Origin of the sequence: Nonomuraea composti, from assembly GCF_012034275.1 — a bacterium.
In the GTDB taxonomy this organism is placed as follows: domain Bacteria; phylum Actinomycetota; class Actinomycetes; order Streptosporangiales; family Streptosporangiaceae; genus Nonomuraea; species Nonomuraea composti.
Window position 1 is genome coordinate 77,630 of record NZ_JAATEP010000026.1, and the last position, 22,932, is coordinate 100,561.

Consider the following 22,932-nt stretch of genomic DNA (forward strand, 5'->3'; position numbering starts at 1 on the left):
TCGCCTCCACAGCGGTGTGCGCACCCCGTCATGAGCCCTCTGCGACGAGGAGCTCCTGCGGCACCTCTTCGTGCACGGTGAACACCGAGTCGAGCCCCGTGACCTGGAGGATCTTGCGTACGGCGGGACGCGGCGCGGCCACCTCCAGCGCCCCTCCCTGCTCTTTCATCCGCTTCAGCGCCGAGAGCAGCACGTTCATCCCCGTGGAGTCGCAGAAATCCACGGCGGACATGTCGATGACCACCCGGCTTGGCCCGTCCTGCAGCAGCCGAGTGAACTCGGACTGCAGGTGAGGCGCCGTATAGAGGTCGATTTCTCCGGTGATGGCAACGAGTGCGCACCCGGCATGTGATCGAGTCGAGACCTTGAGCTCCACATGGGCAGGCTAGCGGCGCGAGCGCTTCCGGTCACGTTGTCACGCCGATAGGGGAACCACAGGTTTTTGTCCTCCGTTTGGGCTCCATGAAAACGGAGAGTACGCGAAGCTTGACAGCGTGACACGGGAACCGCCACCGCTTCGTGGAGAAGGAGGGGCTGGGGCACGACCGACGGGCCCCGGATCGATGAAAGCTGAAAAACCCGAAGACGCTCAGCGCCAGGGCCTCCGAGAACGCCTGGAGACCATCCAAATCAGCACAGAGAAGGCGACGTCATGGCATGACCAAGCGGGGCGCCTGCGCGGCCTGGTGAACCACGAAGGCTACGTCCCCATCCGCACCCGGCTCGCGATCGAGGACCTGGAGTTCCTCGCGGGGGCGCGTACCGAGCTGCTCAGGTTCTCGGAGCTCGGGCTCAGGTTGCTCGATCTCCACCAGCCGCGCGACGCGGGGGGCATCACGAGCGACACCGCCCATCCGATATTGCGCTGCCGGAGCTGCATGTGGCGCTGGCCGTGCCCGACGTTCCGCGCGATGGCGGAGTCGTTCGGCGAGCCTCGGGACCTGCCGGAGAGCGCCTGAGCGGGGGGACGAGGAGGTCAGCCGCCGACCAGGGGCAGCCGAATCTCGAACCGGCACCCGGGCCCGTCGTTGACCACGTCGATCACCCCGTCGTGCGCCTCCACGATCCCTTGCGCGATGGCCAGCCCGAGCCCGGCCCCGCCGTCAGCGGTCGGGGTACGAGCCGCCTCCCCCCGGAAGGCCACCTCGAACACCCGAGGGAGATCCTCCTCGGGTATCCCCCCGCAACAGTCCGTGACGGACAGGCAGGCCATTCCGGCCGCGTCCACCTCGGCCCTGAGCACCACGGTCCGGTCCGACGGCGTGTGCCTGATGGCGTTGACGACCAGGTTCCCGAGGGCCCGTCCGAGGGCGCCCGCGTCGGCCTCCACGGGCACGGCGGCCGACGCCTCGGCCGTGAGCACCACTCCCTTGGCCCTGGCCAGCGGCTCCGCGCCGGCCATCGTGTCGGCGAGCAGGTCGGCGAGCCCGATCCTGGCCCGTGACAGCCGCAGCGCACCCGCGTGGATCCGCGACAGCTCGAACAGGTCGTCCACCATCGCGGACAGCCGCTCGACCTCCAGCTTGATCTGCCGGTGGTAGCGCGCGACCGTCTCGGGGTCGGACACCACGCCGTCCTCCAGCGCCTCGGCCATGGCCCGCATCCCGGCCAGCGGCGTGCGCAGGTCGTGGCTCACCCACGCGACGAGCTCCCGCCGCGCCCCCTCCAGTGCCCGCTCGCGCGCGTACGCCTCCTCAAGGGTGTTGGCGATCGTCTGCAGCTCCGCGGGCAGCCCCCGCGGGGCCACGAACGGCGCCGCGCGCACCGCCTGGACCAGCCGCCTGCTCTCTCCGACGACCCGCCTGGCCAGCACGAACGCCACCCCCAGCCCCACCAGCCCGCCGACGGCCACCACGCTCAGCACGAAGTCCTTGGCCGGCCCCTCGATGAACATCTTGGTGATGATCGCCACGACGCCGGCCAGCGTGGCCGTGACGGCGACCACCACGACCACGGCCAGCATCACCCCGATGGACCTGGCGCGCAGCCGCCACATGAGCCAGATGCCGGCGAGCGCGATGAGCAGCCCGAGCCCGGCCGTGACGGCGACGATCATGGGCAGGTCGCCCGGCTCCGGCATCATCGGCCCTCCACCCTGCCCGCCTCCGTCATCAGCCCTCCAGGGGCTCGTACCGGTATCCGACGCCCCACACCGTGACGATGCGCCGCGGATCGGTCGGGTCGGTCTCGATCTTCTCCCTGAGCCTGCGCACGTGCACGGTCACGGTGGAGGAGTCGCCGAACGACCAGCCCCACACCTGGTTGAGCAGCGCCGACCGGCTGAATGCCTGCCGCGGGTTGCGCATGAGGTGGGCCAGCAGGTCGAACTCGCGGGCAGTCAGCAGCACCTCCTCGCCGCGCAGCCGTACCTCGTGGGCCCCGACGTCCACCACCAGGTCGCCGTCACGCAGGATGCCGGTGCCGCTGGTGACGGCCGCGCCGCGGGCCCGCCGCAGCACCGACTGCACGCGCAGCGCCAGCTCGCGCGGGCTGAACGGCTTGACGACGTAGTCGTCGGCGCCGGTCTCCAGCCCGACGACGCGGTCGATCTCCTCGCCGAGCGCGGTGAGCATGATCACCGGTACGGGCCAGCGCTCCCTGAGCTTCCTGCACACCTGGAGCCCGTCGATCTTGGGCAGCATCAGGTCGAGCACCATGAGGTCGGGCGGCCGGGCCAGCGCCCTGCGCAGCGCCTCGGCGCCGTCACCGACGCACTCGACCTCGTGCCCGTCACGCTCCAGATAGCGCGCCACGACCTCGGAGACGGTCGGATCGTCGTCGACCACCAGGATGCGTGTGTTCACGGTTTCACGGTACGGCCAGGGGGGCGGGGAGTGATGTACGCGTCATCGCTTCGTAAGGCTCGCGGATCATGGGCGCAGGACGTACGGTGGCCTCATGGGTAGAGTCGTGATGCTCGTCATAGGGACCTTGCTGGGTCTCTTCGTGCTGTTCAACTTCCTGCTGCCGATGCTGGCAGGCCTGATCAAGCTCGCTCTGATCATCGGCGTCATCGCGGTCCTCGTCTTCGTGGCGGTCGCCGTGGTGGGCAAGTCCTCCCGCTCGCACTGACCTTCGATGCAGTTCCTGTTCGATCCGTGGCTGGTGGGGATCACCATGGTGGCGATCCTGCTGCTGGCCACGTGGGCGGCCGCGCTGCTGCCCGCCCTCAGCGGGGAGCCGCCGAGCTTCCCGCTGTCCTACGCGCGCCGCACGGCCTTCCAGCGGCAGCGTGACCCCGACGCGGCCGGCCGGTCGCGGCCACGAGCGCCTTAGGCGTGCCCCGCTTTCACCTCACGTAAGCGGGGCTCTCTCATCCATGAGTGAGCCCGGATCTCCCCTTTCGAGGAAACAGGGCTCATGATCGATTCTCTTGTCACGTTCGTCATCGGCATGTCCGGCGGCAGTGCCGCGCTCGGGATCGTGCTGTTCACGCTGGCCGTACGGCTCCTGCTGCTCCCGCTGAACGTCCGCCAGGCCCGGACGATGAAGATCCGCGAAAGGCTCGCGCCGAAGCTGCGTGAGCTGCAGAAACGCCACGGGCGCAACCCCGAGCGGCTGTCGCGGGAGATGAACGCGCTGTACGCCAAGGAAGGCACGTCGCCGTTCGCCGGGTTCCTGCCGATGCTGGCGCAGCTGCCGTTCCTGTGGTTGATGTACCAGGTCGCCACGCACCCGACGGCGCTCGCCGGCCATCAGCTTTTCGGCGCACCGCTGGGGCAGCAGGTCGCCGGGGTGATCGCTAATTACGGTCTGGTCAGCGGACCATTTTTGGTCTTTGTCTTGGTCATCGCGCTGGTCGCAGCCGTGGCCTGGCTGTCAGCACGGCAAATGAAGATCGCGGAGGAGCAGCCGGAGCTGCTGAAGAAGATCATGCGGCTGCTGCCGTACGGCACCGTGCTGGCCACGCTCGTGCTGCCGCTGGCCGCCGCGCTCTACCTGCTCGTCTCGACGGCGTGGGCCGTCACCGAGCGGGCGGCGCTCAACAGGCGGCTGCAACCCGCCTAGCTAGCTGACCTCTCGCAGGGCCGCCACCTGCCCGTTCATCGACTGGCTCGGAGCGGGCAGGATGGCCCAGACGGTCGTGGTGTCACCGTCGTGCCTGACTCCCCAGCTCTCCGCCACATACTCCACGATGCCCAGCCCCCGGCCCCCGAGTGAGGACAGGGTCGGGCGGCCCGCCCGCGGCTCCGTGGCCGCACCCCCGTCGCTCACCGCCACTTCGATGTGATCGTCACTGCGCAGCCAGGCGACCCTCACCATGCCCGACGGCAGCGGATGCGCGTGCCGCAGCGCGTTGCTCAGCAACTCGCTCACCACCAGCACCGCATCGTCGATCGCGGCGGCAAAGACCCCGCTGTCCTGCAGGTCAGTGCTCAGACGCTGGCGGGCGACGGCAACGCTGGACGGCGCGTACGGCAGCAGCACCACGCTTGACACACCCACCTCCCCGTTACCTGTGCCCCCCGCGGGAACACTCCCCGGTACGACCGAAATGCCCCGTTACTCGATCCCAGAAACCGCATCTCGATCACAGCTTGTACACATTGGACGATAGATCAGCTCAACCGTGACCACCTCGTTACCGCATCGGTGTGTCGGATCGGATAGAGGAAGCACACCTGAGGACGAGCCGCATTCTGGTGCCCCCTCCCGGTCTCGGATGCGCGCTGACATCTCCCCCCTGTGCTCTGGCGAGGCTGCGGACGATGTAGAGCCCGAGCCCTACTCCACCAAACCGTCTCCGGTCGCCGCTGTCCACCTGGACGAACCGCTCAAAGATCCGCTCCCGGTCAGGCGGGGCGATACCGACTCCCTCATCATCGACCACGACGACCACGTTCTCCTCCTCCGGCCAGGCTCCCACGCTGATGAGCCCGCCCCTGGGCGAATACTTGAAGGCGTTCTCCAGCAGCTGGCCGAGGATGATATCGGTGGCCAGCGCGTCGCCCAGCACGTACGGCAGCCCCTCGGCCAGCTCCACCTCCACCCGGTGCCGGTCCGACAAGGAGGGCAACCCAAGTGTGGCCCCTTCGATCCGCTCGGCCAGGTCGAACTCCTCGATCCGCACCTTCAGCTCGTCCGCGCCCGCCCTGGCCCCCAGCAGCAAGTGGTCCATCAGCTCGCCCAGCGACCTGGCCCGCTCGGCGATCGTGTGCACGGCGGCGCGGCGCTCGGGGTCGCTCATCTTGTCCCAGCGCGAGTCGAGCGTGCTGGCGAACCCCCGCACGATCGTGATCGGCGTGCGCAGCTCGTGGCTGGTCGTGGCCAGGAACAGGTCCTTGGCCTCCTCCAGCTCCTTGGCCGCGGTCACGTCGCGGAAGTCGACGACGACCTCGCCGGTCTCCTCGATCCGGGCGCTGACGACGTCCAGCCAGCGCCCGTTGTCGAGCTGGAAGGTGCCCTTCTCCCCGGCCGACGGCACGGGGAACGGCGGCGGCCCGCCGAGCACGGACTCGACGGGCAGCGCGGTCAGCCCGGCCGCCGCCGGGTTCCAGCGCACGACCCGGCCGTCCTCGTCGAGCACGGCGATGCCGTCGGCGCTGGCGTCGAACACCGCCCGCTCGTACGCCCGCTGCCGCACCGCCTCCTGGTAGGCCACCGCGTTGCCGACCGCGATGCCCGCGTGCCCGGCCAGCAGCTCCAGCAGCTCCAGCTCCAGGTGGCCCGGTGTGCTGTTGGCGAACAACGCGTAGAGCGCGCCGTACGGCCGCCCGCCCACAGCGGCCAGCCCCAGCGCGATCGTGTGCAGCCCGCTCAGCCGCGCCCACACAAGGTCGTCGAGACCGTGCGACTCCAGCAGCACGGTCTTGCCCGTCCGTAAAAGTTTGTCCACGAGGCTCGTACGCAGCTCGGTGGTGGTGCCCCTGATCGAAGCGGGCAACTGGTACGTACTGACCAGCCGCAGCCGTTCCCCCTCGATGAGCACGAAACCGCCCGCGTCGGCGCCGGTCAGCTCGGTGAGGCTGGCCGAGATCCGGTCCAGCACCGCCGACAGCTCCAGCTCGGAGTTGATGTCGCCCACGACGTCGGTGAGCCGGCGCACGAGCCTGGCCCGGCGCGCCACCCGCTCCCTGGCCACGTGGTCGGCCAGCGCCGGATGGTAGACGCACACGTAGCCGCCCACGGCGCTGCCCAGGCGCAGTGCGCTGATGTCCACCCGCAGGTCGAGCAGGGTGCCGTTGCTGTGCAGGCGCCTGGTGCGCAGCGACACGGGCTCGCCCGTGCGCACCCGCTCCAGGGCGGCGGTGTGCTCGGTGGTCAGCTCGTCCGGCACGATGGGCGCCCTGCGCCCGATCACCTCGTCCGCGCTCCAGCCGAACACCCGCTCCGCCGCGGCGTTCCACACCAGCACGCTCTGATCCCGGTCGAGCGCCACGACGGCGTTGGGCGAGCTGGCGAGCGCCGCGCGAGCGATCTCATCGTCACTACCGGCCCATTCGTCCCCCACTACTCCATAGTGCACGTGGTGCGGTGGGTGCGTCGGGAGATCCGTCCGATACGCTGCGGTCACGGTGATTCCCGGCGGTGGGAGGGTGCGAGGCATGTCGAGCAACGATCTCGATGCCCTGTTGCGGGTGACCTCCAGCACCTATCGGGGCGAGACCCCGCCCGACATCGCCTTCGGCACCTACGACGGCGCCGTGGGCAGGCTGGTGCTGGCCGTCACCGGCAAGGGCATCGCGGCGTGCAGCTTCGAGGCAGAGAACGACGTGTACGAGCTGGTCAGCCGGCACGTGGGCACGTTCATCGGGCCCGACGCCAGGCGGCTCGACCCGGTGCGCAGAGAGCTCGACGCGTACTTCTCGGGGCGGCTGCGCACGTTCGCCACACCGGTGGACCTGGCGCTGGCCACGCCGTTCGCGCGCACGGTGCTGCAGAAGACCATGGCCGTCCCCTACGGCACCACCACGACCTTGGAGCGCATCGGCGAGAGCATCGGCCGGCCGCGCGCGCTGCGCGCCATCGGCAACGCCCTCGCCTCCAACCCCGTCTGCGTGATCGTGCCCTGCCACCGGGTGGTGCGCGAGGACGGCGCGCTCGGCGACTACGCGGGCGGGCAGCACGCCAAGCAGCACCTGCTCAACGTCGAACGGAAGGCCTCCGCACCAGCAGGCCGATGAGCAGCGTGACCACGGCGGCCACCAGCGCGCCGCCCAGCGCCCCGTTCATCCACACCTGCCGGGTGAAGCCGATGGCCTCGCGCGCGCCCGCCCAGAACGCGTCCCACGCCGCGATCGTCGGCGTCGAGGTCGTCAGCCAGTAGGCCGCGAAGCCCAGCGCCCACGGCACCAGCATCGACCAGCGCGACGGCGCCCACTCCTCGGTGTTCCAGCGCCGGGCGCCGCCGAGCAGGAAGTAGTCCACGGCCAGCACCGCGAACATCGGCACGAACACCGCGCCGATCACGCCCAGGAACGCGCCGTACGAGGTCACGTCCACGAGCAGGGCGATCACGACGGTGAGCACGCCGATGGCGACGGAGAAGACCCGGCGGTCCACGCGGGGCATCAGGTTCTGCAGCGAGACCGTGGTGGAGTAGACGTTGGCGAACGACTGGTCGGTCTCGCGCAGCACGAGGATCGCGAAGAACAACGCGCCCAGCGGCACCGCGACGAACGTGCCGAACACGGAGTCGGCGTCGCCCGCCAGCGCCACCGCGTACACGCCGAGCCCCAGGCAGGCCACCTGGGCCAGCGTGTAGCCGCCGACGACCCCGGTGAAGGCGGCGCCGGTGGAGCGCGAGTGCCGGGCGAAGTCGGCCGCCATCGGCACCCACGAGACCGACAGCGCGATCACGTAGTCGACCGCGGCGGGGAAGGCCGTCCACGAGCCGCCCTCCTGCGGCGGCGCCTCCCGCAGGAAGAACCAGGCGAACCAGACCAGCGCGACGATCACCCCGACGGTCACGTACCGGCGCAGCACCCGGATCGACCCGAGCGGCCAGATCGTCAGCGCCGTGGTCAGCACCCCCGCCACGATCACCCACACCGCGTACGGCACGGGGAAGATCGTGCCCGCGGCGGTGGCGATCACCCACAGCTCGAACGCGCCCCAGCCGAGCATCTGCACGATGTTCAGCACCGTCGGCACGTACGAGATCCGGGCCCCGAACAGCCCGCGCAGCAGCACCATCGCCGGCTGCCCCGTCTGCGTGCCCGGCACCGCCGACAGGCCCACCATGGCCGTGCCGATCAGGCTGCCGACCACGGTGGCCACGAGCGCCGCCGCGAGGCTCAGCGGGGCGTTGCCCAGCGGGTCGACCAGGAACATCGCCCCGGAGAAGCCGAGGAGGCTGACGCCGAGGTTCGCCCAGAGCGCGCCCTGGTCGAGCACGCCCAGCGTCTTCGGCGGCCGCCCTTCGAGTGTCAGCGGAACTTCGTCGGCGACATGCGACATCGCACACTCCCTACGCCGGCATTACCCGGACAGGTTCAGGCGGTCGGCAGCAGCGGTATCTGCCCTCTCAGCCTGGTTGCCCCAAGCTCCCGCGACGATCTGTAGTTTGTGCCCTCATCATGCCTCAATGACGGCAGAACCACCATAGTGGGCGAGTTCAGGCGACGTACGGCGGCTGTCCCGTTTCGCTGACCATCGGCCGGCGGGCGGACTCCCACGCCTGCATGCCGCCGCCCACGTTGATCGCCTCGCGCCCGAGCTGGTTGAGCCAGGCCGCCACGTTCATGGACCGGCCGCCCACCCGGCAGACGACGTAGACGGGACGGTCGCTCGGCACCTCGTCCACCCGGCCCTGGATCTGGGTCATGGGGATGTGGACGGCCTCAGGCGCGTGGCCGGCCAGCCATTCGTCCTGCTCGCGGACGTCGAGCAGGTAGGCGTCTGCGGGAACGGCGGTGGCCTCGATCTCGGGAACGGTCATGTCTCCATCATCTCGCGCCTGGCATCGTAGGACGCACGGGCCGCGATGATCTCCTCCTGGTGCTGCTCGGTCCACGTCACCAGCGACTTGATGGTCTGGTGCAGCGTCCGGCCGAGCGGCGTCAGCTCGTAGTCCACGCGTGGCGGCACGACCGGGTGCACGGTGCGGCTGACCAGGCCGTCGCGTTCGAGCTGGCGCAGCGTGACGCTGAGCATGCGCTGGCTGATGCCGTCGATCTCGCGGCGGAGCTGGGTGAAGCGCAGGCTCTGGCAGTCGAGCAGGGCGATGACCAGCAGCGACCACTTGTCGGCGATGCGGTCGAGTATCTGGCGGACCTCGCAGTCTTCACGCACGTCCCACTGGCGCACGTCGTAGTCGTCGTCCACGGTGCCTTCGCAGTAACCGAGTGATTGAGAAGTGCCTTCTTCCACGACAAATCATGCTGGCGCATGATGTGGGGCGGTTACAAGAGAGAACCGAATGCCTATTCGTAACCGGGGGTCTTTGTCATGCCTGTGCCCACCCGATCCTGGGGTGTCCTGATCGTGTTGTGCGGTGCCATCTTCCTTGAGGGCATCGACGTCGCCATGCTGAACGTCGCGCTCCCGTCCATCCGGGCCGACCTGGGGTTGTCCACCGGCATGCTGAGCGGGGTCGTGAGCGCGTACGTGCTGGGTTACGGCGGTTTCATGTTGCTCGGCGGGCGGGCGGCCGACCTGCTGGGGCGGCGGCGGATGTTCCTGCTCTGGCTGGTGGTGTTCCTGCTCTTCTCAGGGCTGGGCGGCTTCGCTGAGGAGGGGTGGGTGCTGCTGGTGGCCAGGTTCGTCACGGGGGTGGCCGCCGCGTTCATGACGCCCGCCGGCCTGTCCCTCATCACCACGAACTTTCCGGAGGGCCCGCAGCGCAACCGGGCCCTGCTGATCTACGCGGGCACCGCCGCCGGCGGCTTCGCGCTCGGTCTCGTGATCGGCGGGCTGCTGGCCGCGATGGGCTGGCGCTGGGTGTTCTTCGCGCCCGTCCTGCTGGCGCTGGCCATCCTGGTCGCCGCCGTCCCCCTGATCAAGGACCGGGGCGACCGCGCGGAGGGGAGCTTCGACGTGGCGGGCGCGATCACCATCACGGGGGCGATGATCCTGCTCGTCTACGGCGTCGTACGCCTGGAGCACCCCTCCGACGGCCCGCTCCTGACCGTGGGGGCCTTCGCCGCCGGCCTGGCCCTGCTCGCGCTCTTCGTCGCCGTCGAGCGCCGCTCCGCCAGCCCGCTCGTCCGCCTCGGGATCCTGCGCTCGGGCCCGCTGGTCCGCGCGAACGTCATGGCCGCGCTGCTCACGGCCTCCTTCTTCGGCTTCCAGTTCCTGGTCACGCTCTACCTCCAGGAGCTGCGCGGCTGGTCCACCGTCCAGACGGGCCTGGCCCTGCTGGCCGCCGCCGCGGACGTGGTGCTGGCCCCCACGCTCACACCCTGGCTGGTCAACCGGTACGGCAACGCCAAGGTCGTGCTCGGCGGCCTGCTGTCGGGCCTGCTGGCCTACGCGTTGTTCCTCGGCGTGGGCCTGGACTGGACGTACGCGGCCATGCTGCCGTCGATGCTGCTGATCGGCCTGATGTTCGCCTTCGTCTACGGCCCGCTGACGATCGTGGCCACGGACGGCATCGCCGAGCACGAGCAGGGCCTGGCGGGCGGCCTGATCAACTCCTCGTTCCAGTTCGGGGCGGCCCTGGGCCTGTCGATGGTGACCGCCGTGAACGTGGCCGCCCTCGGCGGCGCCACGGACGCCGGCGCCGGGCTGGAGGCGATGCGCACGGCCCTGGTGGTGCCCGTCACGGCCACGCTGCTGGCCGCCGTCATCGCGGTCGCGGGCCTGCGCACGCGCGTACGGGAAAGGGCTCTCAGCACTATTTGAGCAGCTTGGACAGGCGGCGGTCGGCCAGCGGCTTGCCGCCTGTCTGGCAGGTGGGGCAGTACTGCAGCGAGGAGTCGGCGAACGAGACCTCCCTGATCGTGTCGCCGCACACGTCGCAGGGCTGCCCCGCGCGGTTGTGCACGCGCAGGCCCGACTTCTTCTCCGCCTTGAGGTCTTTGGCCGCCAGCCCGTGCGCCCGCTCGACGGCGTCGCGCAGCGTGGTGACGATGGCCTCGTGCAGGTCGGCGATCTGCGCGTCGGTCAGCGTGGCGGCGATCTTGAACGGGGACATCTTCGCGGCGTGCAGCACCTCGTCGGAGTAGGCGTTGCCGATGCCCGCGATCACCTTCTGGTCGCGCAGCAGCCCCTTGATCTGGGTGCGGTTGCCGCCGATGATCCGCTTGAGCGCGTCGACCGTGAAGCCCTCGGCGAGCGGGTCGGGGCCGAGCGCGGCAATGCCCGGCACTTCGTCCGGATTTTTCGTGACATAGACGGCGAGGCGCTTCTGCGTCCCCGCCTCCGTCAGCTCGAACCCCGGCGCCGGCCCCTCGTCATCGGGCGCCAGCCGCACGCGCACCGCCAGCGGCCCCTTGCCCGGACGCACCGGCTTGGCGCCGGACAGGTCGTCACGCCAGCGCAGCCACCCGGCGCGGGCCAGGTGGATCACCAGGTGCAGGCCGTCGCAGTCGAGGTCGAGGAACTTGCCGTGCCTGGCCACGCCCGTGACGGTCAGCCCGCCGAGCGCGGTGACCGGCGGGTCGAACGTCTTGAGCGCCTGGATGGCGACCACGTCGACCCCCAGGATCGTGCGGCCCACCGCCCGCTCGCGCAGGAAGTGGGTGAGCGACTCCACTTCGGGAAGTTCGGGCATGCCACCAGGGTACGTGCCACTCCCCGGTGTCCACGTTCGCCGGGCTCAGGGTACGTCCCAGAACGCCAGCTCGTGCATCATCCCCTCGGTGAACAGCTCCTCCGCCCGGTCAGGATCGGGCCCCGCCTCGTCGATCATCTGCCCGATCCGCGCGGTCAGCGCCGCGAACCCCGGATCCGCGTACGTGTCCACCCACGCCCGATAGCGCGGCTCCTTCGGCGGGTTCTCCGCCAGGATCCGCCCGAGGTTGGAATATCCCCACATGCACGGGTACAGCGCCGCCAGCCCCTCCGCGTACGAGGCCGCCGACTCCAGCAGGAACGCCGTGTACGCCGCGCACGCCGGCCCCTTCACCGCCCCCTCCAGGTCGGCCCCGAACTCCGCCGACATCGACCGGTGCAGGCTCAGCTCGTCGTGAAAGGTCGTGTGCGCCAGGTCCACCAGGTCGCCCAGATGCCCGTCGGGCGCCTGCCAGGCCAGCCGGGCGAAGACGCGCACGTAGTCCAGCAGGAACAGGTAGTCCTGCTCCAGCCACGACCGGAACACCGCCTCCGGCAGGTCCCCGCGCCCGATGCCCCGCACCGTGGCGTGGCCGAGCTGCGCCTGGAGCAGCGGGTGCCCGATCGCGTGCAATCTCGCCGAAATGCTCATGGCTGGGAGATTAGTGTTCACGGCATGACGGTGACGATCGCCGAAGAGCTCCTCCTGCTCGCCTACAGCGACGACAAGGGCAAGCCGCTCATCAGCGTCACGCGGCTCGACCCGGCGATCGCCGGAGCGGTCCTGGCCGAGCTGGCCGTGCGCGGGCGGATCGAGCTGGCGGGCCGGGTGCGCAAGAGGCTGGCGGTCACCGACCCGGCCCCGCTCGGCGACCCGGAGCTCGACGCCGCCCTGGCGCTCATCGCCGCCAAGAGCGCCGGCCGCAGCCCCGTCTGGTGGGTGCGCAAGCTCCAGTCGCACAAGCTGCGCGACCGCCTGCTGTCCCGGCTGGCCGCGGCGGGCGTCCTGAGCGAGCGGCGCGGCAGGGTGCTGGGCCTCTTCCCGGTCACCCGCTGGCCGGAGGCGCACCCCGGGGTGGAGGCGGACGTCAGGGAGCGCGTCTCCGCCGTCCTGGCGGGCGCCCGGCCGGACGAGCGTACGGCTGCCCTGATCGCGATCACGCGCGCGGCCGGGCTGAGCCGCACGGCGTTCGGCGGCGCGAGCAGGAGGCGCGTCAAGGAGATCGCCAAGGGCGCGTGGGCGGCCGACGCGGTGGCGCAGACCATCGCCGCCATCGAGTCCGCCGTCCTGCTCACCGGCACCTCCACCTCCTCGGGAAGCGGTGGCGGCGGCGGGGACGGCGGAGACGGGGGCGGCGACGGCGGAGGCGACTGACCCTCTCGACCAAGCGGCCAACCCTATGGACGTCAGCCCGCGTCGAGGATCTCCTTCGGCACCGGCTTGTCCGCCTTCAGCGCGTCGAACAGCGCCAGCGCCTTCGTCCGGTCCCACTTGACCGCCGACCCGCCGCCCGCGATCTCGGTGCCGCCGAACGGCACCACCGTCGTCACGGGGCTGTCGCCCATGGCCAGCCCCAGCGAGAGCAGGTTGAACGCGCCCGTGCCGGAGTCGACCTCGACCGCGTCGGTGGCGCTGAACGCCAGCGGGACCGAGGTGAACGGGTTGAGCAGCACCCCGGGGCTGGCGGCCTTCTTCACGACCGCGCCGAGGAACTGCCGCTGCCGCTTGGTCCGCTCGAAGTCGGGCAGCGCGCCGCCCTTGCGGGTGCGGACGTAGCCGAGCGCCTGGGAACCGTTGAGCACCTGGACGCCCTTCTTGAGCTTGAGCCCCGCCTTGGGGTCGTCGACGGCCGCCCGTACGTTGATCTCGACGCCGCCGATGGCGTCGACGATGCCGACGAACCCGGCGAAGCCGATCTCCATGTAGTGGTCGATGTGCACGCCGGTGACCGTCTCGACGGTCTGGACGAGCAGCTTGGGGCCGCCGATGGCGTAGGCGGCGTTGAGCTTGTTGCGCCCCTTGCCGGGGATCGTGACCGCGGAGTCGCGCGGCAGGCTGACCAGCGTGGGCTTGTCGCTGCCGTCGGGGATGTGCAGCAGCATCATCGAGTCCGTACGCTGCCCCGCGGCCCGCCCGGTGGCCAGCTTCTTGCGCTGGGCGGCGGTCAGGCCCTTGCGGCTGTCGGAGCCGACGAGCAGCCAGTTGGTGCCGGGGGTGTCGGCCGGGCGGCCCTGGTAGTCGTCGAGCACGCCGTCGATGCCCGCCAGCCGCGAGTCGATCACGAAGAACAGGGCGATGGCCGCGACCAGTAACACGACCAGGAGCCCGGCGACGACGGCGACGATCGCCTTCCAGGAGATCCTCCTGCGCGGCCCCTTGAGACCGCCTCCGCGCCCTTCCTGGCCTCCGGACCCGCCGGGCGGCTCGTCACCGCGCGACCGGAACGGCCTGACCGGGCTCTTGCCGGAGCGTTCGCGGCCGTAGACCCGTGAGCTCGCCCGGGGCGGCTCGTCGGCCCGCGGCGACTCGGGAGCCTGGGCGGCGGTGGGAAGCTGGTGCGTGGGCGCTCCCGGCCCTCCCGAAGGGAGCCGGTGAGCGGGCGCGCCCCCCGAGCGCAGGCCGTCACTGGGCCGTGGGGGCAGCGGGCGGCCGTCGCCTGGTGAGCGCATGGCCCGGGTACGGTCGTCCTCGGTCACTTCGCCTTCTTCCCTTCGCTTTGTCATAGACGCTACGTCCAACCCCCCAGCAGTGAAGACGTTCCGCCAAGGTTTTCCCACGGAAAAGTACTCAGAACTAGCTCAGAGTCACTGCGGAAACATAGATGCCACCTGCGTCGTTACGGTTATGGACGACCTCTACCGAAGGGATGATCGTGTCCGATCCGGACCCGTGGAGTCTTCGCCCGTGCTCGGGCACGGGTTCCTCTGAGGGCTCACTGCGGTGAGCGCCTATCTCGGGCTGCTGGCCCTCTTGCTTCTCACCGCGGCGACCGGCTATTTCGTCGCCCAGGAGTTCGCCTTCGTCGCCGCCGACCGGGCCGCGCTGCGTGAGCAGGCCGCCGCCGGCGACACCTCCGCCGACAAGGCGCTCCAAGTCACTTCCCGCCTGTCCTTCATGCTCTCCGGCGCACAGCTCGGCATCACGGTGACGGCGCTGCTGGTCGGCTTCCTGGCCGAGCCGGCGATCGCCGTGATCGTGCGGCCGTGGCTGGCCGGCGCGGGCCTGTCCGAAGCGATGATCACGGGTTTCTCCGTGGCGATCGGCGTCTTCGTGGCGACCGTGGTGCAGATGGTCTTCGGCGAGCTGGCCCCCAAGAACCTCGGCATCGCCAGGCCCGAGCAGGTGGCCAAGGCGCTGGCCGGCTCGACGCTGGTCTATCTGGCGGTCGTGGGCCCGGTGGTCAAGCTGTTCGACAACGCCGCCACAGGGCTGCTCAGGCGCGTCGGCATCGAGCCCGTGGAGGAGGTGGAACACGGCGCGACCCCCGAGGAGCTCTCCCGCATCATCGCGGAGTCGACCCAGGCGGGCGAGCTGCCCGCCCGGCTCTCCGACCTCCTGGAGCGGGCACTGGAGTTCGGTGACCGCACGGCGGAGGAGATCATGGTGCCCCGCCCCCGGGTGGTGGTCCTGCGTGCCACGCAGCCGATCGGCGACCTCCTCGCGGTCATGCGCGACTGCGGGCACTCCCGCTACCCCGTGGTGGGCGAGGACGGCGACGTGGTGGGCGTCACGGGCGTCCGCGAGCTGCTCGCCTCCGGCCTTGAGGAGGGCAGCGTCGCGGCGATCACCCGGCCGGCCCTGCTGGTGCCCGACTCGGTGCCGCTGCCGGCGGTGCTCGACCGGATGAGGGCGGCCAAGGACGACATCGTCTGCGTCATCGACGAGTACGGCGGCCTGGCGGGCGTCATCACGATCGAGGACCTGGCCGAGGAGCTGGTCGGCGAGCTGGTGGACGAGAACGACCCCGAGCCGGTGGGCGCCGTCGAGCACCCGGGCGGCATCTGGGAGGTGCCGGGCAGCCTGCGGCTCGACGAGGTCGAGCGGGCCACGGGGGTGTCGTTGCCGGAGAGCGACGATTACGACACCCTCGCCGGTCTGGTGCTGGCCCGGCTGGGCCGGATGCCCAATCCCGGCGACACGGTGACCGTACCGATCGAGGACGCCCACACCGATCCCTTCGCGGAGGACGTGGAGGAGCACCAGGCGGAGCTGACGGTGATCTCGCTCAACCGGCGGGTGCCCGAATGGGTGCGTCTGACGCCGCTGCGGCACGCGGAGGCGACGTCCCGATGACCATGATCATTCTAAGCCTCGCGCTGCTGGCCTTCAACGCGCTCTTCGTGGCGGCGGAGTTCGCCTTCGTCTCCTCGCGGCGGCACCGCCTGGAGGAGATGGCGGCGGGCGGCAACCGGCTCGTCAGGGTCGCGGCCAGGTCGGCGGCGGGCGGCAGCAGGCAGCTCTCGCTGATGCTGGCCGGCGCCCAGCTCGGCATCACGCTGTGCACGCTGGGCCTCGGCCAGGTGACGGAGCCGGCGCTGGAGCACTACCTGGAGCCGGTCTTCGCCGCGATCGGCGTGCCGGAGGCCATGCGGCTGCCGATCGCGCTGGTGATCGCGCTGGCCCTGGTGACGTTCCTGCACATGGTGATCGGCGAGATGGCGCCGAAGTCGTGGGCGCTGACGCACCCCGAGCGGGCGGCGCTCGTGCTGACGTTCCCGTTCAGGGCGTTCACCACGGTCATGCGCCCGCTGCTGTCGGCGCTGAACGCGCTGACGAACCTGATCCTGCACCTCTTCGGCGTGCAGGCGCGCGACGAGCTGGCCACGACGAGGACGCCGCGCCAGCTCGCCATGCTGGTCGGCGAGTCGGGCCGGATGGGCCTGCTGGACCGGGAGGAGCACGACCTGCTGACCCGGGCCCTGCGGCTCGACGACGAGGGCATCGAGCGCCTCATGGTGCCCCTCGACCGGGTCGTGAAGGTCAGGGCGACGGCGACGGCCGCGGAGATCAGGAAGACCGCGGCGGGCAGCGCCCACCTGCGGCTCCTGGTGGAGGGCCCGCACGGCGTGGAGGGCGCCCTGCACGTCAGGGAGGCCCTGCTGAAGCCGGACAGCAAGGCCGCCGACCTGACCAGGCCGCTGCCGAGGCTCCCGTGCACCACGCAGGTGCCCGAGGCCGTCACGGCGCTCCAGGAGGCCAGGTCCCACCTGGCGCTGGTGACGAACGCGGCGGAGGAGGTCATCGGCATGGTGAGCCTCACCGACCTGGTGGGCGAGCTGCTGGACACCCGGGCGGCGTAGGACGAGCGGTGGGCGGGGGCGTACCCCCGCCCACCACGATATTGACGCACGGTAGGCGAACGACTGCGTTCCGTTTACACTGGGACGCACATGCGGTCGGCCGGTGTCCGGGCCTCGGTGGCCGCACCGTCGAACAATGTGAGCTAAATCACTCAAGTCATCCGAAAGTGATCTGCAAGTGAGGGCATCTACGGTCTCCATGCGGAGCACAGCCGCCCTGACAAGGTCGCGACAAAGAAGTAGCCCCGGCTCTTGCGAACCGGGGCTTGTTTCGTCAGTGTGGGTCTGCCGATTTCATCGGCGACCCGGAGTGGGCGAGGAGGGATTTGAACCCTCACGTCCTTTCGGACACACGGACCTGAACCGTGCGCGTCTGCCGTTCCGCCACCCGCCCTTGTGGGTGCGGAAAGAACATTAGCACGGAACAGCCACTGGTACTGAACCCGGATACGATCGCATAAGACACGGGAGCGGAGGAGCTGGGCGCGACAGCCGACGGGCGCCTGGAAGACCGTGACGTGGAACGAGCGGAGACCGGGCGCCGATAGCGTCTCGGGGCCGCGATCATATGCACGGAGGAAGGGAGGTACCCGGTGGGAGTCCTTCAGCGCTTCGAGCGAAGGCTCGAAGGCTTGGTTGAGGGAGCCTTTGCGCGGGCGTTCAAATCTGACCTTCAGCCGGTCGAGGTCGCCAGCGCGGTTCAGCGGGAGATGGATGAGCGTGCGGCGATCGTCGCGCAAGGTCGCACGCTCGTGCCCAACGACTTCGTGGTGGAGCTGTCCACGACCGACAGCGAGAGGCTTGAGGTCTACGCCGACAGCATCAGCCACGAGCTGGCCAACCTCGCCAGGGAGTACGCCAAGGAACAGGGCTACTCCTTCGTGGGACCGGTCCGGGTGCGCTTCGAGACCGCGGGTGACCTGGCTGTGGGCTTGTTCCGCATCAGGTCGGGCGTCATCCGCGGCGCGACGGTCGAGCAGGACGAGATCCGCCAGCCGGCGAGCGACCTGCCTCCGTCGCGGCCTCACGCCTTCAACGGGCGGCCCCGGCTGCTCGTCTCCACTCAGGACGATCCGCAGGGCGACCGCTCCTACGAGCTCACCACTCCGGTGACCTTGCTCGGCAGGGGCACCGACTGCGATCTTCGTCTCGTCGATCCAGGAGTTTCGCGGCACCACGCGGAGCTGCGCGTCGAGGGCCAGACCGTGGTTCTCGTGGATCTCGGATCGACGAACGGCACTTTCGTCAATGGCCAGCCGGTGCGCAGGATCGAGCTCCAGAACGGCACGCGAGTGACGTTGGGGCGCACGACTCTGGTGTTCCGGCGCGATTAGGGGTAGACAGACGGTCCATGTCCGAGCTCACGCTGCTGCTGATCCGGCTCGCTTTCCTGGCGGTGCTGTGGTTCTTCGTCATTGCCGCAGTCGGCGTGATCCGGACTGACTTGTTCGGCTCACGCACGGCTCCGGCGGGCGCACGTAAGGCCGCGAAACCCGCCAAACCCGTGGCCAAGCCCAAGAGCAAGAAGGGCGAGCCACGCCAGCTCATCGTCACCGGTGGCCCACTCCAAGGCACCACCATCGACCTCACGGAGACGCCCATCACCATTGGCCGGGCCAATGACGCCACGCTGGTAGTCACCGACGACTACGCTTCCAGCCGGCATGCCCGGCTCTTTCCTCAGGACGGTCAATGGATCGTGGAAGATCTTGGGTCCACCAACGGCACGTATCTCGACCGCTCGAAAGTCACCCGCCCGACCCCGGTGCCGCTCGGTGTTCCGATCCGCGTCGGCAAGACAGTCATTGAATTGCGCAAATGACCATCGCACTCCGCTACGCCGCCCGCTCGGACGTCGGCCTCCTCCGCGAAGGGAACGAGGACTCGGCGTACGCTAGCGGCCGCCTGCTCGCCGTCGCCGACGGCATGGGCGGGCACGCACACGGCGAGGTGGCGAGCTCAGTCGCCATCGCCGCCATGGCCTCTCTGGAAGAGGCCCAACAGGGGGGTGACCTGCTCAACGCCATCGAGGCAGCGGTACGCGACGCCAACCGCAAGCTGCACGAAATGGTGGGGCGGGATCCCAGCCTCAAAGGCATGGGCACGACTCTTACGGCCATGCTCTGGAACGGCACCCAGGTCGCACTGGTGCACGTGGGCGACTCGCGCGCCTACCTGCTCAGACGCGGGGAGCTCTACCAGATCACGCATGACCACACGCTGGTGCAGCAGCTCGTCGACGACGGGCGCATCACGCCGGAAGAGGCGGCCACGCATCCGCAGCGCTCGATCCTGCTGCGCGCGCTCGACGGCAGCGGCGAGGTCGATCCCGACCTCACGCTGCGCGAGGCGCAGGTGGGCGATCGCTACCTACTGTGTTCCGACGGCCTGTCGGGCGTGGTGAGCGCCGAGACGCTGCACGCCACGCTCACCAACATCGACGACCCCGAAGAGGTCGTCCGCCAGCTCATCGACCTGGCCAACCGAGGGGGCGGGCCCGACAACATCACGTGCGTGCTGGCCGACGTGCTGGAGATCACCGATGGGCAGCAGGTGCCCGCCGAGGCCGCCGTGGTCGGCGCGGCGGGCATGACCCGGCTGCACGGGAGTCCCCAGGACACCTCGCCGGGGCGAGCCAACGCGGTGACCGCACCCCAGCCGGTCCTCACCGATGACGCGTTCGACGAGCAGGACGCCCCCCAGGCGTCCCGCCGGCCGGGCAGGCGTCGCCGGGTGTGGCCCGTGCTGGTCACCGTGTTCGGTGTGGGCGTCGTAGCCGTCGGCGTCGGCGGTTACTTCGGCTGGCAGTGGACTCAAGACCAGTACTTCGTCGGAGCCAGGGGCGACGAGGTGGTCGTGTTCCAAGGGATCCAGAGGGAGCTGGGGCCGTTTCCGCTCTTTCACGTCGCGAAGCAGACGGGCAAGCAGCTGTCCAAGCTGTCCGAGGCCGACCAGGCGCTGATCAAGAGCGGCATCCCCGTCACCACCGAGGCCGAGGGCATAACGAAAGTCAACAGCTTGAAGACCGTCGACCCAGAAACGAAGGAAGAGACCTCCGCGGAGCCGACCGCGTCCTCCACGCCGTCCGCGACCGCGACCGCCACCAAGACGAAACAGCAGTAGATGAGCGAAGTCGCCGTCTCCCCCGTCCCCATGCCGGCCAAGCGGCGCGGGGCGCAGCTGATCATGCTCGCGCTCGCGGTGCTGATCGTCATGGGCGCCTACGCCAACGTGGGCCTCGCCATGGACGGCCAGGTCCCCGCGGGCATGCTGACGTACGGCCTGAGCCTGGGCGGCCTGATGCTGGCCGCCTACCTGGTGCTGGCCAAGTTCGCCCCGTGGGCCGACCCCTTGATCCTGCCGCTGGTGACGCTGGTCAACGGGCTCGGCCTGGTGATGATCTACCGCTTGGAGCAGTCGGACCTGGTCGGCATGGCCGGCGCTTCGGCCACCAACCAGATCATCATGACCGGCATCGGCGTCGTGCTCTTCGCCGTGACGCTGCTGGTCCTGCGTGACCACCGCACGCTGCAGCGGCTGACGTACACGGCCGGGCTGGTCGGCGTGGTGCTGCTCGTCTCGCCGCTGGTGCCCGGGCTGGGCAAGGAGATCAACGGCGCGCGCATCTGGATCGGGTTCGGCTCCGCGACCATCCAGCCGGCCGAGTTCGCCAAGATCGCGCTGGTCATCTTCTTCGCCGGCTACCTGGTCGCCAAGCGCGACGTGCTGGCGCTGGCCGGGCGGCGGCTGCTGTTCATCGACCTGCCCCGGGCCCGCGACCTCGGCCCCGTCCTGATCACGTGGGCGGTCGCGATCGGCGTGCTGGTGCTGCAGAAGGACCTGGGCTCGTCGCTGCTGCTGTTCGGCGGGTTCGTGGTGATGCTCTACGTCGCCACGCAGCGCACCTCGTGGGTGCTCATCGGCATCCTGCTGTTCGTCGGCGGCGCGTTCCTGGCCGGGCAGCTCTTCTCGCACGTGGGCGACCGCTTCGACGTCTGGCTCAACCCGACCTCCAACGAGTACTACGAGCGCCAGTACGGCGGCAGCTACCAGATCATGCAGGGCCTGTTCGGCCTCGGCGCGGGCGGCATCCTGGGCACCGGCCTGGGGCAGGGTCACCCCGACCTGATCCCGCTGGCCTACTCCGACTTCATCTTCAACGCCACCGGCGAGGAGCTCGGCCTGACCGGGCTCATGGCCATCCTGATGATCTACGCGCTGATCGTCGAGCGCGGCCTGCGCACCTCGCTGGCGGCCCGCGACCCCTACTCCAAGCTCCTGGCGGGCGGCCTGTCGTTCATCCTGGCCTGGCAGGTCTTCATCATCGTCGGGGGCGTGACGAACCTCATCCCGCTGACCGGCCTCGTGACGCCGTTCATGTCGCAGGGCGGCTCGGCGCTCCTGGCTAACTGGATCCTTATCGCGCTGCTGGTACGAACGTCAGATGCCGCGAGACGCCCCCCGCCTCAAGCGATCCAGAACGAAGGACTGACGCAGGTGTTCCAGCGATGAACGGCACCCTGAAGCGCGTGGCCGTGGCATGTCTGGCCATGTTCGCGCTCCTGATGATCAATGTGAACTTCCTCCAGGCCGTGCGGGCCGAGGAGTTCCGTTCCGACGCGCGCAACACCCGCAACTACTTCGACCGCTACGCGATCGAGCGCGGGCGCATCACGGCCGGCGGCAAGGTGATCGCGCAGTCGGTCGAGACGAAGGACAGCGACTTCAAGTTCGTCAGGAAGTACACCGACGGCAAGCTGTACGCGCACGTCACCGGCTACTTCTCGCCCGAGAGCGAGAGCGCGATCGAGCGCAGCGAGAACTCCCTGCTCGACGGCTCCAGCGCGGACCTGCTGCTGCGCCGCAGCATCGACCTGTTCACGGGCGAGCCGGCCAAGGGCGCCAACGTCGACCTGACGATCAACCCGAAGGCGCAGAAGGCGGCCTACGACGCGCTGCGCAACAGCGGCAAGCGGGGCGCCGTGATCGCGCTCGACCCCAAGACGGGCGGGATCCTGGCGATGGTCTCGCTGCCCACCTTCGACCCGGCCGAGCTGTCGGGCACCAACAAGACCGACGTCTTCGCCCGCTACAACGAGCTCGACAAGGACAAGAGCCAGCCGCTGCTCAACCGGGCGCTCAACCAGACCTACCCGCCCGGCTCGACGTTCAAGGTCGTGACGATGGCGGCGTACCTGGAGGAGGACTCCTCGCGCGGCCCGCAGACGACCGTCGAGGCGCCGCAGCGGCTGCCGCTGCCCAACACGAACATCAGCCTGCCCAACTACGGCGGCGCGGCCTGCGGCAGCGGCCAGGTGACGCTGGTGTACGCGCTGGAGAAGTCCTGCAACACGCCCTTCGCGTCGATGGGCATGGAGCTGGGCTTCGAGAAGATGAAGGAGCAGACGGAGAAGTTCGGCATGGGCACGCCGGTGTCGGTGCCGATGCAGGTCGCACAGAGCGACTTCGGCTCCGACTACGACAAGGCCGCGCTGGCCATGGCCTCGATCGGGCAGCGCGACAACCGCATGACGCCGCTGCAGATGGCCATGATCGCGGCGGGCATCGCCAACGACGGCACGGTGATGAAGCCGTACCTCGTGAACAAGATCACCGACGCCAAGGGCGACACGATCGACGAGGCCAGCCCCGAGGAGCTGAAGACCGGGGCGGTCAGCTCCGAGACGGCCGGCAAGCTGCGCGAGATGATGGTCAGCGTCGTCAGCAACGGCACCGCGAACCTCGCGCAGGTTCCCGGCGTCCAAGTAGCGGGTAAGACAGGCACCGCGGAGACCGCCGGCGGCGCGCCGCCGCACGCCTGGTTCATCTCCTTCGCCCCCGCGGAAAACCCGAAGGTGGCCCTGGCGGTCATCGTCGAGTCCGGAGCAGCCAACGTCGGGGCGGAGGCCACCGGCGGCCACACCGCCGCGCCGATCGCAAAGGCTGTGCTGGAGGCGGTGCTGAACAAGTGAGTGA

Annotated in this window: 25 protein-coding genes, 1 tRNA gene and 1 riboswitch; of the genes, 14 read left to right on the forward strand and 12 right to left on the reverse strand. The window is 69.8% G+C overall.

Annotation, left to right across the window (positions count from 1 at the left end):
• Positions 1-28: 28 nt before the first annotated feature.
• On the reverse strand, positions 29-376 hold the full coding sequence (locus HCN51_RS32030; protein ID WP_080043986.1) for an STAS domain-containing protein: 348 nt from the start codon (positions 374-376) through the stop codon (positions 29-31).
• A 310-nt stretch (positions 377-686) separates the two neighbouring features.
• Here HCN51_RS32030 and HCN51_RS32035 point away from each other — a divergent pair, with 310 nt between their 5' ends.
• Complete coding sequence (locus tag HCN51_RS32035) at positions 687-959, forward strand: hypothetical protein (protein ID WP_240973466.1); 273 nt, start codon at positions 687-689, stop codon at positions 957-959.
• 17 nt (positions 960-976) lie between these two features.
• On the opposite strand, the gene HCN51_RS32040 is transcribed toward HCN51_RS32035, so the two are convergent.
• Positions 977-2,083: a sensor histidine kinase gene (locus tag HCN51_RS32040; protein ID WP_168014577.1), complete on the reverse strand. Its 1,107-nt coding sequence runs from the start codon at positions 2,081-2,083 to the stop codon at positions 977-979.
• Between the two features lie 28 nt (positions 2,084-2,111).
• Positions 2,112-2,804 (reverse strand): response regulator transcription factor, encoded by a 693-nt coding sequence (locus HCN51_RS32045; protein ID WP_080043989.1) that lies wholly within the window; start codon positions 2,802-2,804, stop codon positions 2,112-2,114.
• A gap of 94 nt (positions 2,805-2,898) precedes the next feature.
• Between HCN51_RS32045 and HCN51_RS32050 the strand changes: the two genes are divergently transcribed.
• The 3 genes from HCN51_RS32050 (at position 2,899) to HCN51_RS32060 (ending at position 4,008) form a co-directional block, all read left to right on the forward strand.
• Complete coding sequence (locus HCN51_RS32050) at positions 2,899-3,072, forward strand: hypothetical protein (RefSeq protein WP_155128785.1); 174 nt, start codon at positions 2,899-2,901, stop codon at positions 3,070-3,072.
• Between the two features lie 6 nt (positions 3,073-3,078).
• Positions 3,079-3,276: a DUF6412 domain-containing protein gene (locus HCN51_RS32055; protein ID WP_080043990.1), complete on the forward strand. Its 198-nt coding sequence runs from the start codon at positions 3,079-3,081 to the stop codon at positions 3,274-3,276.
• 84 nt (positions 3,277-3,360) lie between these two features.
• Positions 3,361-4,008 carry a YidC/Oxa1 family membrane protein insertase gene (locus tag HCN51_RS32060; protein ID WP_168014579.1) on the forward strand — a complete coding sequence of 216 codons (648 nt, stop codon included), beginning with the start codon at positions 3,361-3,363 and terminating at the stop codon, positions 4,006-4,008.
• Here the strand turns inward: HCN51_RS32060 and HCN51_RS32065 are convergent, their stop codons facing one another.
• Together HCN51_RS32065 and HCN51_RS32070 are read right to left on the reverse strand one after the other, a co-directional pair.
• Positions 4,009-4,440 (reverse strand): ATP-binding protein, encoded by a 432-nt coding sequence (locus HCN51_RS32065; RefSeq protein WP_230465692.1) that lies wholly within the window; start codon positions 4,438-4,440, stop codon positions 4,009-4,011.
• Between the two features lie 142 nt (positions 4,441-4,582).
• On the reverse strand, positions 4,583-6,451 hold the full coding sequence (locus HCN51_RS32070) for an ATP-binding protein (RefSeq protein ID WP_346433869.1): 1,869 nt from the start codon (positions 6,449-6,451) through the stop codon (positions 4,583-4,585).
• Positions 6,452-6,545: 94 nt separating this feature from the next.
• Here HCN51_RS32070 and HCN51_RS32075 point away from each other — a divergent pair, with 94 nt between their 5' ends.
• Entirely contained in the window at positions 6,546-7,124 is a 579-nt protein-coding gene (locus tag HCN51_RS32075) for a methylated-DNA--[protein]-cysteine S-methyltransferase (RefSeq protein WP_168014583.1), read from the forward strand.
• On the opposite strand, the gene HCN51_RS32080 is transcribed toward HCN51_RS32075, so the two are convergent.
• From HCN51_RS32080 to HCN51_RS32090, 3 genes are all read right to left on the reverse strand, one after another.
• The gene (locus tag HCN51_RS32080; protein ID WP_168014584.1) at positions 7,084-8,400 is read right to left on the reverse strand and encodes a purine-cytosine permease family protein; all 1,317 of its coding nucleotides are present in this window, start codon (positions 8,398-8,400) and stop codon (positions 7,084-7,086) included. The two genes, HCN51_RS32075 and HCN51_RS32080, sit on opposite strands and share 41 nt — an antisense overlap.
• A riboswitch (TPP riboswitch) is annotated at positions 8,391-8,503 on the reverse strand. It overlaps the preceding gene by 10 nt.
• Before the next feature lie 54 nt (positions 8,504-8,557).
• Positions 8,558-8,881, reverse strand: coding sequence for a rhodanese-like domain-containing protein (locus HCN51_RS32085; protein ID WP_080043996.1), 324 nt, complete (start codon positions 8,879-8,881; stop codon positions 8,558-8,560).
• A complete protein-coding gene (locus tag HCN51_RS32090) occupies positions 8,878-9,267 on the reverse strand; it encodes a winged helix-turn-helix transcriptional regulator (protein ID WP_246005388.1) in 390 nt (129 codons plus the stop codon). The genes HCN51_RS32085 and HCN51_RS32090 overlap by 4 nt, the downstream gene beginning before the upstream one ends.
• Before the next feature lie 123 nt (positions 9,268-9,390).
• Here HCN51_RS32090 and HCN51_RS32095 point away from each other — a divergent pair, with 123 nt between their 5' ends.
• Complete coding sequence (locus tag HCN51_RS32095; protein ID WP_168014586.1) at positions 9,391-10,785, forward strand: MFS transporter; 1,395 nt, start codon at positions 9,391-9,393, stop codon at positions 10,783-10,785.
• Here HCN51_RS32095 and HCN51_RS32100 read toward each other — a convergent pair.
• Both HCN51_RS32100 and HCN51_RS32105 read right to left on the reverse strand, forming a co-directional pair.
• On the reverse strand, positions 10,778-11,656 hold the full coding sequence (locus tag HCN51_RS32100) for an Fpg/Nei family DNA glycosylase (RefSeq protein WP_168014588.1): 879 nt from the start codon (positions 11,654-11,656) through the stop codon (positions 10,778-10,780). The two genes, HCN51_RS32095 and HCN51_RS32100, sit on opposite strands and share 8 nt — an antisense overlap.
• Positions 11,657-11,701: 45 nt before the next feature.
• A complete protein-coding gene (locus HCN51_RS32105) occupies positions 11,702-12,307 on the reverse strand; it encodes a TenA family protein (protein WP_168014590.1) in 606 nt (201 codons plus the stop codon).
• Positions 12,308-12,331: 24 nt separating this feature from the next.
• Between HCN51_RS32105 and HCN51_RS32110 the strand changes: the two genes are divergently transcribed.
• Positions 12,332-13,030, forward strand: coding sequence for a GOLPH3/VPS74 family protein (locus HCN51_RS32110; protein WP_168014592.1), 699 nt, complete (start codon positions 12,332-12,334; stop codon positions 13,028-13,030).
• A 32-nt stretch (positions 13,031-13,062) separates the two neighbouring features.
• On the opposite strand, the gene HCN51_RS32115 is transcribed toward HCN51_RS32110, so the two are convergent.
• The gene (locus HCN51_RS32115) at positions 13,063-14,352 is read right to left on the reverse strand and encodes an LCP family protein (protein ID WP_230465693.1); all 1,290 of its coding nucleotides are present in this window, start codon (positions 14,350-14,352) and stop codon (positions 13,063-13,065) included.
• Between the two features lie 244 nt (positions 14,353-14,596).
• On the opposite strand from HCN51_RS32115, the gene HCN51_RS32120 reads away from it, so the two are divergent.
• The gene (locus HCN51_RS32120; protein WP_168014594.1) at positions 14,597-15,949 is read left to right on the forward strand and encodes a CNNM domain-containing protein; all 1,353 of its coding nucleotides are present in this window, start codon (positions 14,597-14,599) and stop codon (positions 15,947-15,949) included.
• A 2-nt stretch (positions 15,950-15,951) separates the two neighbouring features.
• The gene (locus HCN51_RS32125) at positions 15,952-16,956 is read left to right on the forward strand and encodes a hemolysin family protein (protein ID WP_346433870.1); all 1,005 of its coding nucleotides are present in this window, start codon (positions 15,952-15,954) and stop codon (positions 16,954-16,956) included.
• Between the two features lie 311 nt (positions 16,957-17,267).
• Here the strand turns inward: HCN51_RS32125 and HCN51_RS32130 are convergent.
• Positions 17,268-17,350: transfer RNA gene (locus HCN51_RS32130), tRNA-Leu, on the reverse strand.
• Positions 17,351-17,549: 199 nt separating this feature from the next.
• Here HCN51_RS32130 and HCN51_RS32135 point away from each other — a divergent pair.
• Genes HCN51_RS32135 through HCN51_RS32155 form a run of 5 tightly spaced genes read left to right on the forward strand, consistent with a single transcriptional unit; the run spans position 17,550 to position 22,928 of the window.
• The gene (locus HCN51_RS32135; RefSeq protein ID WP_080044004.1) at positions 17,550-18,290 is read left to right on the forward strand and encodes an FHA domain-containing protein; all 741 of its coding nucleotides are present in this window, start codon (positions 17,550-17,552) and stop codon (positions 18,288-18,290) included.
• Between the two features lie 17 nt (positions 18,291-18,307).
• Complete coding sequence (locus HCN51_RS32140; RefSeq protein ID WP_080044005.1) at positions 18,308-18,778, forward strand: FHA domain-containing protein FhaB/FipA; 471 nt, start codon at positions 18,308-18,310, stop codon at positions 18,776-18,778.
• Positions 18,775-20,079, forward strand: coding sequence for a Stp1/IreP family PP2C-type Ser/Thr phosphatase (locus HCN51_RS32145; RefSeq protein ID WP_168014598.1), 1,305 nt, complete (start codon positions 18,775-18,777; stop codon positions 20,077-20,079). Before HCN51_RS32140 ends, HCN51_RS32145 begins: the two co-directional genes overlap by 4 nt.
• Positions 20,080-21,468 carry an FtsW/RodA/SpoVE family cell cycle protein gene (locus HCN51_RS32150; protein ID WP_168014600.1) on the forward strand — a complete coding sequence of 463 codons (1,389 nt, stop codon included), beginning with the start codon at positions 20,080-20,082 and terminating at the stop codon, positions 21,466-21,468. It begins immediately after the preceding gene.
• Complete coding sequence (locus HCN51_RS32155; RefSeq protein WP_168014602.1) at positions 21,465-22,928, forward strand: peptidoglycan D,D-transpeptidase FtsI family protein; 1,464 nt, start codon at positions 21,465-21,467, stop codon at positions 22,926-22,928. Before HCN51_RS32150 ends, HCN51_RS32155 begins: the two co-directional genes overlap by 4 nt.
• Positions 22,929-22,932 lie beyond the last annotated feature (4 nt).

Excerpts from the sequence above, each read along its gene's own strand:
- HCN51_RS32040 (WP_168014577.1), bottom strand. The coding sequence starts at position 2,083 with ATGATGCCGGAGCCGGGCGACCTGCCCATGATCGTCGCCGTCACGGCC.
- HCN51_RS32050 (WP_155128785.1), top strand. The coding sequence starts at position 2,899 with ATGGGTAGAGTCGTGATGCTCGTCATAGGGACCTTGCTGGGTCTCTTC.
- HCN51_RS32055 (WP_080043990.1), top strand. The coding sequence starts at position 3,079 with ATGCAGTTCCTGTTCGATCCGTGGCTGGTGGGGATCACCATGGTGGCG.
- HCN51_RS32060 (WP_168014579.1), top strand. The coding sequence starts at position 3,361 with ATGATCGATTCTCTTGTCACGTTCGTCATCGGCATGTCCGGCGGCAGT.
- HCN51_RS32075 (WP_168014583.1), top strand. The coding sequence starts at position 6,546 with ATGTCGAGCAACGATCTCGATGCCCTGTTGCGGGTGACCTCCAGCACC.
- HCN51_RS32080 (WP_168014584.1), bottom strand. The coding sequence starts at position 8,400 with ATGTCGCATGTCGCCGACGAAGTTCCGCTGACACTCGAAGGGCGGCCG.
- HCN51_RS32085 (WP_080043996.1), bottom strand. The coding sequence starts at position 8,881 with ATGACCGTTCCCGAGATCGAGGCCACCGCCGTTCCCGCAGACGCCTAC.
- HCN51_RS32095 (WP_168014586.1), top strand. The coding sequence starts at position 9,391 with ATGCCTGTGCCCACCCGATCCTGGGGTGTCCTGATCGTGTTGTGCGGT.
- HCN51_RS32100 (WP_168014588.1), bottom strand. The coding sequence starts at position 11,656 with ATGCCCGAACTTCCCGAAGTGGAGTCGCTCACCCACTTCCTGCGCGAG.
- HCN51_RS32105 (WP_168014590.1), bottom strand. The coding sequence starts at position 12,307 with ATGAGCATTTCGGCGAGATTGCACGCGATCGGGCACCCGCTGCTCCAG.
- HCN51_RS32110 (WP_168014592.1), top strand. The coding sequence starts at position 12,332 with ATGACGGTGACGATCGCCGAAGAGCTCCTCCTGCTCGCCTACAGCGAC.
- HCN51_RS32125 (WP_346433870.1), top strand. The coding sequence starts at position 15,952 with ATGATCATTCTAAGCCTCGCGCTGCTGGCCTTCAACGCGCTCTTCGTG.
- HCN51_RS32140 (WP_080044005.1), top strand. The coding sequence starts at position 18,308 with ATGTCCGAGCTCACGCTGCTGCTGATCCGGCTCGCTTTCCTGGCGGTG.
- HCN51_RS32145 (WP_168014598.1), top strand. The coding sequence starts at position 18,775 with ATGACCATCGCACTCCGCTACGCCGCCCGCTCGGACGTCGGCCTCCTC.
- HCN51_RS32150 (WP_168014600.1), top strand. The coding sequence starts at position 20,080 with ATGAGCGAAGTCGCCGTCTCCCCCGTCCCCATGCCGGCCAAGCGGCGC.
- HCN51_RS32155 (WP_168014602.1), top strand. The coding sequence starts at position 21,465 with ATGAACGGCACCCTGAAGCGCGTGGCCGTGGCATGTCTGGCCATGTTC.